This is a genomic window from Streptomyces sp. NPDC051133, from assembly GCF_040682635.1.
In the GTDB taxonomy this organism is placed as follows: domain Bacteria; phylum Actinomycetota; class Actinomycetes; order Streptomycetales; family Streptomycetaceae; genus Streptomyces.
On the sequence record NZ_JBFBBK010000076.1, the window covers coordinates 20,218 to 28,892 of the forward strand.

Below are 8,675 nucleotides of genomic sequence, written 5' to 3' on the forward strand. Positions count from 1 at the left end.
CCCGCCCTCGCCGCCGGCCCGCCCGCTGTCGGCCCGGGCAGGCTCGGCCGGGCCGGTTCAGGCCGTGGCTCCCAGCATGGCCGCCGAGCCCAGCACCCTCTGCGCAGGCGTTGGTCGTCAAGTACCGGGGGCTGTGCGGCCGGAGCTGAGCCTGGCCGCCGTCGGCCTGCCCGCCGCCGGCCCGACCGCTGTGGGCCCGCCCGCCGTCGGCCCGGGCCGGCTCAGGCCGCGGCTCCCAGCATGGCCGCCGAGCCCAGCACCCTCCATGCAGGCGCTGGTCGTCAAGTACCGGGAGCTGCGCGACCGGAGCTGAGCCCGCCCGCCGCCGGGCCGCCCCCACCGTCGGCCCGCCCGCTGTCGGCCCGCCCGCGCCCGGTCCGCCCGCTGTCGGCCCGGGCCGGCTAGGCCCACCGGTTCAGGCCGCTGCGCTCAGGGTGTCCGCGAGGCGTCTGTGGGCCGCGCGGGATGCGGGCAGCGCGGCGAGCGCCGCCGCTCCCAGCACGGCCGCCGAGCCCAGCACGAGCAGTAGGGCCGGGGAGGGGGACTGGGCGATCCCGGCGCCGATGCCGCTGGAGCTGCCCTGGGCGTCGATCAGCCGGCGGCCCAGCGGCAGCCCGAGCGCCGTGGCGGCGACCGCCGCCGCCAGGGCCGTACAGCCCGTCGCCGTCACGGTGATGGCGGTGATCTGTCGTGGGGACATGCCGATCGCCCGCAGCGCCAGCATGTCCCGCTCGCCCTCGCGGACGCTGCCGCCGATCGCGGTGAGCAGTTCGACCAGCCCGATCAGGGCCAGCACGGCGATCAGCCCGGCGACGACGGCGCGCAGCGGGGACAGCCCGTCGGCCGGGTTCGTCACGGTGTGCACGTCGAGATGGCCGCCGCCGGCCTCGGCCAGTGCGCCGGCCACGCGGTGCGGGTCGGCGCCGGGGCGCAGCCGCAGCTCGTAGAAGGCGGGGGAGAGCCCCGGGTCGTTCTCGCGCAGAGTGTCCAGGGAGGTCGTCACGACCCGGCCGGCGTTCTGCGGCTCGATGCTGCGGCCCACGATGTGCAGGATCTGCGGCCGCTCGCCCACCGTCATCCGCACCCAGTCGCCGACCCGCGCGTGCAGCAGGTCCAGCAGGCCCTGGCCGGCCACGGCCTCGTCCGGCCCGCGCGCGGCCCGGCCCTCGGCGAGGGCGTAGGGGTAGGGCTCGGAGTGGGTGCCGACCCCGCGCAGGGCGATGGTCCCGGTCTGTCCGGGGACCAGCGCGGCAACCTCCACGCCCGGATAGGCGGCGGCGACCCGGGGGTCACCGGTCAGCAGGGCCCGTACCCGCGAGGTGGCCAGCGCGCCGTCGGAGCGGACCGCGAGCGCGGTCGGCACTCCCACCCGTGCGGGGCTGCTGTGGAAGCGGTCGATCGTGGTCCACGCGCTGAGCGCCACCACGATCAGCAGCAGCGGCAGGGTCAGCCGGGCCACGGTGGCCAGCGACCGGCCGCGTCCGGCGACCGCCTTGTGGCAGCCGAGGACCAGCGCGGCCGGCAGCCGCAGGCCGAGCGCCCGCCGCGCCGGACCGGTCAGCCGTCCGCCCGCCGACGCGGCCGGGCGCGGCACCGGGACCGGCGGCACCCGCCCCGCCCGCCAGGCCGCCAGTCCGGTGGTCAGAGCGATGAACAGCACCGCGCCCACCGGCACCACGCACAGCGCCACGGTGTGCCCCGGCAGCCCCTGCCACACGCCCACGGCATCGCCGAGCCGCCCGGGGACCTGGCTGCCCAGCGCCTCGGTGAGTCCGGCCGCGGCCACCGCGCCGAGCAGCGCGTAGGCGAGGTGCTGGAGCAGGAAGACCCGGACGACCTGGCCGGGGGTGAAGCCGATCGCCTTCAGCACCGACAGGTCCCGCAGATGCCCGCGGATCCGGGTGGCGATCGCCCCGTGCACGGCGAACCCGGCGGCGATCAGGGCGCCCAGCCCGAACAGGCCGAGCACCTGGCCGAGCAGCCGGTTGTCGCCCTGGGCCGCGGACCGCGCCTGCTGCCAGGTGGAGACCTCGCCGACCGCGCCCGCGCCGAGCACGGTGACGGCACGCTGCACCGCGTAGTCGGTGTCGCCGGGGTCGCCGAGCCGCAGCCCGGTCACCTGGCTGCCGGGTGCGCGCACGGCGGACGGCAGCGCCCACACCAGCCCCGGCTGCTCGCCCGGGCTGTAGTGCGGTTCGGCGCTGTCCGCGATGCCCTCGACGGTCAGCGTGCGGGCCGTGCCGGGCAGGACGAGGGTGTCCCCGGGTTCGGCCAGCAGCGCCCGCGCCAGGCTGCTCTCCAGCACCACGCCGTCCGGCCGGGCCGGGTCCAGCCAGTGTCCGGCGGTCAGCAGGGGCCGGCCGACGGAGGGCAGGTCAGGGGTGCCGCGCAGCTCCACGGAGGCCCGGGTGCCGCGCGAGGCGACGGTGGCGGACTCGGTGCGGTAGGGGCCGGCGACGGACTCGACACCGTCCAGCCGGGCCAGTCCCCGGGCGTCGGCGGACAGCGAGGTGTGGATCCACACGTGCGCGCCGCGGGCCTGGGTGAAGACCCGCTGCCAGGGGTTGGTCGCGTAGCCGAAGAGCGCGGTGGCCAGCAGCAGCGAGGCGACGATGCCGGCGGTGGCCAGCACCAGGAACAGCGCCTCGCCCCGGTGGGTGCGCAGGTCGGAGTGCGCCCAGCGCAGGGTTGCCCGCATGTGTCTCAGCCCCCAGGCCCTGTCGTCGGACTCGCGCCTGCCCCGGGACGCGCCATCAGTCCCTCAGCTCCAGCACCCCGGAGATGCCGGGGCGGCGGGACGACGGTGCGCCGTCCAGCGCGGCGTCGTCGGCGATGCGGCCGTCGAAGAAGCTGATCACGCGGTCGGCGGCGCTGGCCAGCCGGGCGTCATGGGTGACCAGCACGATCGTCTGGCCGCGCCCGTGGAAGCGGGACAGCAGCCGCATCACCTCGCGGGTGCCCTTGCTGTCGAGGCTGCCCGCGGGCTCGTCGGCCAGCAGCAGTGGGGGATGGTTGACCAGGGCCCGGGCGAGCGCGACCCGCTGCTGCTCGCCGCCGGACAGCTCGCCCGGCATGCTGCGCTCCTTGCCGTCGAGACCCAGCTCGGCGAGGAGTGCCTCGCGCTCGGCGCGGGCCTTCCTCGGCGGGACGCCGGCCAGCAGCGCGGGCAGCTCGACGTTGTCGGCGACGGACAGGTTCGACACCAGGTTGAAGAACTGGAAGACGATGCCGATGGCCTTCCTGCGCTCCACCGCCCAGCGGGCCTCGCTGAAGGCGTCCGCGCACCGGCCGTCCAGCCAGATGCTGCCCCGGTCGGGCCGCTGCAGCCCGCCGAGCAGGTGCAGCAGCGTCGACTTGCCGGCCCCGGACGGCCCGGTGATCGCCACGAACTCGCCCCGGGCCACGCTCAGGTCGACCCCGCGGACGGCGTGCGCGGGCGCGCCCTCGCCGTGGTGGGTCTTCACCAGGCCCTCGGCGCGCAGCACGGGAGAGGCAGAGCCGTCGCTCATTCCAGCTCCTCCAGTTCCTCCTGGCACCGCTCCAGCCAGTCCAGGTCGGCCTGCAGATGCAGCATCGCGCCCTCGATGAGCAGATGGGCGATTCGGTTGTCCCGGTTCTCGGCCGCGGCCAGTTTCGACAGGTTGCGCATGGTGGTGAGGTACTGGCGCCGCTGGCGGTTGATGAGGGCGATCTGGTCGGCGAGACCGGTCTGCGGGGCTACGGCGAGCTTCATGAAGAACTCGTCCCGCACCCGCGGCTCGTCCTCGGTCTCCTCGAACCAGGCGTGCAGCGCTTCCCGCCCGGCGTCGGTGAGGTGGTAGACCTTCTTGTTGGGCCGGCTGGACTGCTCGACGTCCTCGCCCTCGATCAGTCCCGACTTCTCGAGGCGGCCGAGGGTGACGTAGATCTGGCCGACGTTGGGCTGAGGGTACGCGGAGCCCAGCAGTTGCTCAAGGTCCTGCTTCAGCTCGTAGCCGTGGGCCGGGCCGCGGGCCAGGAGTGCCAGGAGGGGCAGGCGCACTCGGGCTGTCCTCCTGTCTGCTCACAATGTGCTCCAGGCCCTAGTATCGCTCATACCTAACAGGTATACATGGCCTCTGACTCCCGGCGAGGACGCCGGAGCCAGTGTGTATGTGTTCAGGGAGGAACCTATGCGGTGGATACGCGCCGCCGGTAGGGGCCTCCTCGTTCTCGCCGTGATCCTGACCGGCTACGTGGCCTCCGGCGCGCACGCCGACCAGGACGCGGGCGAGGGCCGCGGCCCGCTCACCCTGGCCACGGCAGGCGATCTCACCGGCTATCTCGGTCCGCTCCTCCAGGGCTGGAACCGCACCCACCCCGGGGAGAAGGTCACCCTCGTCGAGCTGCCGGACTCCGCCGACGAGACGCACGCGCAGATGACCACCGACCTGCGCGGCGGCGACCGGGGCCGCTTCGACGTCCTCAACATCGACGTCAACTGGACCTCGGAGTTCGCGGCGGCCGGCTGGATCCGCCCGCTGCCCCGCGAGCGTTTCCCGCTCAAGAGCTTCCTGCCGCCGGTCGTCGGCACGGCCACCTACGACGGCCGTCTCTACGCCGTCCCGTACGTCACGAATGCCGGACTTCTCCTGTACCGCAAGGACGTTCTCGCCAAGGAGGGCGTGCCCCCGCCGCGCACCTGGGCCGAGCTGGAGCACGACGCGAAGACCATCGCGCCGAAGTACGGCCTCGGCGGCTACGCCGGCCAGTTCCTGCCCTACGAGGGGCTCACCGTGAACGCGGCCGAGGCCGTCTACTCGGCCGGCGGCACGATCCTCGGCGACGAGGGCACCCGGGTCACCGTCGACTCCTCCGCCGCCCGCGAGGGCATCGGCTTCCTCGCCCGCGGCGTCCGCGAGGGCTGGATACCGAGGGCGGCGCTGACGTACAAGGAGGAGGAGTCCAAGCAGGCCTTCCAGGACGGCAGGCTGCTCTTCCTGCGCAACTGGCCCTACGCCTACGCCGTCGCCTCCGCCAAGGGCTCCGAGGTCGCCGGAAAGATCGGCGCCGTACCGCTGCCCGGCCCCGACGGACCGGGCACGAGCGTGCTCGGCGGCTCCAACCTCGCCGTCAACTCCCACACCCGGCATGCCGATTCGGCCGCGCGGCTGATCGCCTATCTCACCAGCGCGCCCGTCCAGCGCCAGGTGCTCACCCGGGGCGCGCTGCCACCGGTGCGCGCCGACCTGTACCAGGACCCGGCCCTGGTGCGGCGGTTCCCGTACCTGCCGACCCTGCGCACCGCCGTGCTCACGGCCGCGCCGCGCCCCAAGAGCCCGCACTACGACCAGGTCAGCCTGGCGGTGCAGGCGGTCGTGCAGGACGCGCTCACCGGGCGGGAGACGCCCGGGCAGGCGGTGCGCCGGCTCGCGCGCGAACTCGACGCCATCGCCAGCCGCTAGCTCCGCGATAGTTACTTGTTAGGTAACGCGCACATCTCATTTGGCTTCACGGTGCTCTGGTAAGTACCGATTTGCACCCCCAACTGGCCGGTAGCTTCCGTTCATTTCATTGACACCTCTGCGCAGCGCCTACCTAACATGCATGCATGTTGAGTAAGTACCACTGGTGGCGCGACGCGGTGATCTACCAGGTCTACGTCCGCAGCTTCCTGGACAGCACCGGCGACGGCGTCGGCGATCTGGCCGGCGTCCGCGCGGGGCTGCCGTACCTGAAGAAGCTCGGCGTCGACGGGATCTGGCTGAGCCCGTTCTACCCCTCGCCGCAGCACGACCACGGCTACGACGTGGCCGACTACTGCGGGGTCGACCCGCTCTTCGGTGACCTCGCCGAGTTCGACCTGCTGGTGTCGGCCGCCCGGCGGCTCGGCGTCAAGGTGCTCCTCGACATCGTCCCCAACCACTGCTCCAGCGAGCACCCGTGGTTCCGCGAGGCACTCGCCGCCGAGCCCGGCAGCCCGGCCCGCGCCCGCTTCCACTTCGCCGACGGCCGCGGGCCCGACGGAGCTGAGCCGCCCAACAACTGGCACGCCATGTTCGGCGGCCCGGCCTGGAGCCGAGCCGGCGACGGCCAGTGGTACCTGCACATGTTCACGCCCGAGCAGCCCGACTGGAACTGGCGCGATCCCGAGGTCCCCGCCGAGTTCGACCGCGTCCTGCGCTTCTGGCTGGACCGGGGCGTCGACGGCTTCCGCATCGACGTGGCGGCCGGGCTGTACAAGCACCCCGAACTGCCCGACTCCGACGACCCGGAGGCCGACGCCCGCACCCGCGACTCGGTCAACCCGCTCGCCTGGAACCAGCCCGAGGTGCACGAGGTGTGGCGCCGCTGGCGCGCCCTGTGCGAGGAGTACACCGCCCGCGACGGCCGGGACCGCCTCCTCGTCGGCGAGGTCTCCGTCCCCACCGCCCGTGAACACGCCCTGTACGTCCGCCCCGACGAACTCCACCAGGCCTTCTTCTTCGACCTGCTCGGCGCCCCCTGGGACGCGGACTCCTTCCGCAAGGTCATCTCCGAGGCCATGCAGGACATCGCCGGCACCGGCTCGACCGTCACCTGGGTCCTCAACAACCACGACCAGGTCCGCACCGTCACCCGCTACGGCGAACCCGCCACCGAGGGCAGCGGCCTCGGCGCCGCCCGGGCCCGCGCCGCCGCGCTGCTGATGCTGGCGCTGCCCGGAGCCGCGTACATCTACCAGGGCGAGGAGCTGGGCCTGCCCGAGGTCGTCGACCTGCCCGACGACGTCCTCACCGACCCGATATTCCGCCGCACCGGCAGCCGCGCCCGCATCCGCGACGGCTGCCGGGTGCCGCTGCCCTGGTCCGGGCAGGCCTCCCCGTTCGGCTTCACCTCCGGTGCGGAGGGCGCCAAGCCCTGGCTGCCGCAGCCGGAGTACTTCGCCGATTACGCCACCGACCGCGCACTCGCCGACACCCGCTCCTTCTGGCACCTGTACCGCGACGGCCTCCAGCTGCGGCGCACCCTGCCCCAGCTGGGCGAGGGCACGCTGCGCTGGCTCGACAGCCCGCCCGGCGTCCTCTCCTTCGCCCGCGGCGACGGCCTGGTCTGTGCCGTCAACTTCGGCACGGCCCCCACGCCCGCGCCGGCCTCCGGCACCCCCCTGCTCTCCAGCGGCCCCTGCCCGCCCGGCGTCCTGCCCGGCGCCACGGCCGCCTGGTGGCTGGCCGACCTCTGACCGCCCCCGTCAACGCCCCACCCTCGAAAGGGACATCAACGATGATGCGACGACGTACCACCCTGCTCACGAGCTGCACCGCTCTGGCCCTCGCCCTCGGCGCCACCGCCTGCGGCGGCGGACCGGTCTCGGCCGGCGGCGGCGACAAGGCGCTCAGCGGCCAGACGGTCACCGTGGCCGGTGTCTGGTCCGGCAGCGAGCAGAAGAACTTCCAGAAGGTGCTGGACGCGTTCACCGCGAAGACCGGCGCGAAGACCCAGTTCGTCTCCACCGGCGACAACGTCTCCACCGTCGTCGGCAGCAAGATCGAGGGCGGCAACGCCCCCGACGTCGTGATGGTCCCGCAGGTCGGCGTGCTCCAGCAGTTCGCGAAGAAGGGCTGGCTGAAGCCGCTGTCCTCGACCGCCCAGGGGACCATCGGCGCGGATTACGCGCCCGTGTGGAAGAAGTACGGCAGCGTCGACGGCACCCTGTACGGCCTGTACTTCAAGGCCGCCCACAAGTCGACCGTCTGGTACAGCCCCGACGCGCTCACCCAGGCCGGGGTCAAGCCGCCGAAGACGTACGACGAGATGCTCAAGGCCGGGCACACCGTCTCCGACTCCGGGCTCGCCGCCTTCGCCGTCGGCGGTGAGGACGGCTGGACCCTCACCGACTGGTTCGAGAACGTCTACCTCTCGCAGGCCGGACCCGAGAAGTACGACGCCCTTGCCACCCACAAGCTGAAGTGGACCGACCCGTCGGTCGTCAAGGCGCTCACCACCCTCGGCAAGCTGTTCAAGGACAAGCAGCTGATCGCAGGCGGCCAGAAGGAGGCCCTGAACACCGACTTCCCCGGCTCGGTGGAGAAGGTGTTCGGGCCCAAGCCCGAGGCCGGCATGGTCTACGAGGGCGACTTCGTGGCCGGTGTCGCGCACGACCAGTTCGGCAGGACCATCGGCAAGGACGCGAACTTCTTCCCCTTCCCCGCGGTCGACGGCGGCACGGCACCGGTCGTCAGCGGCGGCGACGCGGCGGTCGTCCTCAAGGACGGCAAGAACGCGGGAGCCGGCATGAAGCTCCTGGAGTACCTGGCCACCCCCGAGGCCGCGGCCGTGTGGGCGAAGGCGGGCGGCTTCCTGTCCCCGAACAAGAAGCTGGACCTCTCCTCCTACGGCGACGACGTCACCCGCGCCACCGCCAAGTCCCTGATAGGCGCCGGGGACTCGGTCCGCTTCGACATGTCCGACCAGGCCCCGGCGGCCTTCGGCGGCACGAAGGGCACCGGCGAGTGGAAGCTGCTCCAGGACTTCCTGCGCGACCCGTCGGACGCGCCGGGCACCGCAGCGAAGCTGGAGTCCGCCGCGGCCAAGGCCTACCAGGGCTGAGCGGCCGTACCATGACCGCCACCACTGTCGACAAGCAGCAGGCGGCGCCGCGCGGCGCCGCCGGGCGAACTGCCTTCCGATGCAGGCGCGTTCACCGGTGCCGAACGGCTTGAAGGCGTGCACCGGGC

At 73.4% G+C, this 8,675-nt stretch carries 6 protein-coding genes; 3 read left to right on the plus strand and 3 right to left on the minus strand.

The window, feature by feature from the left end; all coding sequences use genetic code 11:
• Positions 1-415 precede the first annotated feature (415 nt).
• From AB0N17_RS41720 to AB0N17_RS41730, 3 genes are read right to left on the minus strand one after another with little or no spacing between them, the layout of a single operon-like run.
• Positions 416-2,698 (minus strand): FtsX-like permease family protein, encoded by a 2,283-nt coding sequence (locus AB0N17_RS41720; RefSeq protein WP_366016903.1) that lies wholly within the window; start codon positions 2,696-2,698, stop codon positions 416-418.
• 55 nt (positions 2,699-2,753) lie between these two features.
• On the minus strand, positions 2,754-3,509 hold the full coding sequence (locus AB0N17_RS41725; protein ID WP_366016904.1) for an ABC transporter ATP-binding protein: 756 nt from the start codon (positions 3,507-3,509) through the stop codon (positions 2,754-2,756).
• Positions 3,506-4,021 carry a PadR family transcriptional regulator gene (locus AB0N17_RS41730; RefSeq protein ID WP_366016905.1) on the minus strand — a complete coding sequence of 172 codons (516 nt, stop codon included), beginning with the start codon at positions 4,019-4,021 and terminating at the stop codon, positions 3,506-3,508. The genes AB0N17_RS41725 and AB0N17_RS41730 overlap by 4 nt, the downstream gene beginning before the upstream one ends.
• 130 nt (positions 4,022-4,151) lie before the next feature.
• On the opposite strand from AB0N17_RS41730, the gene AB0N17_RS41735 reads away from it, so the two are divergent.
• From AB0N17_RS41735 to AB0N17_RS41745, 3 genes are all read left to right on the plus strand, one after another.
• Positions 4,152-5,423 carry an ABC transporter substrate-binding protein gene (locus AB0N17_RS41735; protein WP_366016906.1) on the plus strand — a complete coding sequence of 424 codons (1,272 nt, stop codon included), beginning with the start codon at positions 4,152-4,154 and terminating at the stop codon, positions 5,421-5,423.
• A 146-nt stretch (positions 5,424-5,569) separates the two neighbouring features.
• Complete coding sequence (locus AB0N17_RS41740; RefSeq protein WP_366016907.1) at positions 5,570-7,180, plus strand: glycoside hydrolase family 13 protein; 1,611 nt, start codon at positions 5,570-5,572, stop codon at positions 7,178-7,180.
• Between the two features lie 41 nt (positions 7,181-7,221).
• Positions 7,222-8,547 carry an ABC transporter substrate-binding protein gene (locus AB0N17_RS41745; RefSeq protein ID WP_366016908.1) on the plus strand — a complete coding sequence of 442 codons (1,326 nt, stop codon included), beginning with the start codon at positions 7,222-7,224 and terminating at the stop codon, positions 8,545-8,547.
• The last annotated feature ends 128 nt before the right edge of the window (positions 8,548-8,675 follow it).

Bases quoted from the DNA above. Each gene is read 5' to 3' on its own strand.
- AB0N17_RS41740 (WP_366016907.1), top strand. From the start codon at position 5,570: ATGTTGAGTAAGTACCACTGGTGGCGCGACGCGGTGATCTACCAGGTC.
- AB0N17_RS41745 (WP_366016908.1), top strand. From the start codon at position 7,222: ATGATGCGACGACGTACCACCCTGCTCACGAGCTGCACCGCTCTGGCC.
- AB0N17_RS41720 (WP_366016903.1), bottom strand. From the start codon at position 2,698: ATGCGGGCAACCCTGCGCTGGGCGCACTCCGACCTGCGCACCCACCGG.
- AB0N17_RS41735 (WP_366016906.1), top strand. From the start codon at position 4,152: ATGCGGTGGATACGCGCCGCCGGTAGGGGCCTCCTCGTTCTCGCCGTG.
- AB0N17_RS41725 (WP_366016904.1), bottom strand. From the start codon at position 3,509: ATGAGCGACGGCTCTGCCTCTCCCGTGCTGCGCGCCGAGGGCCTGGTG.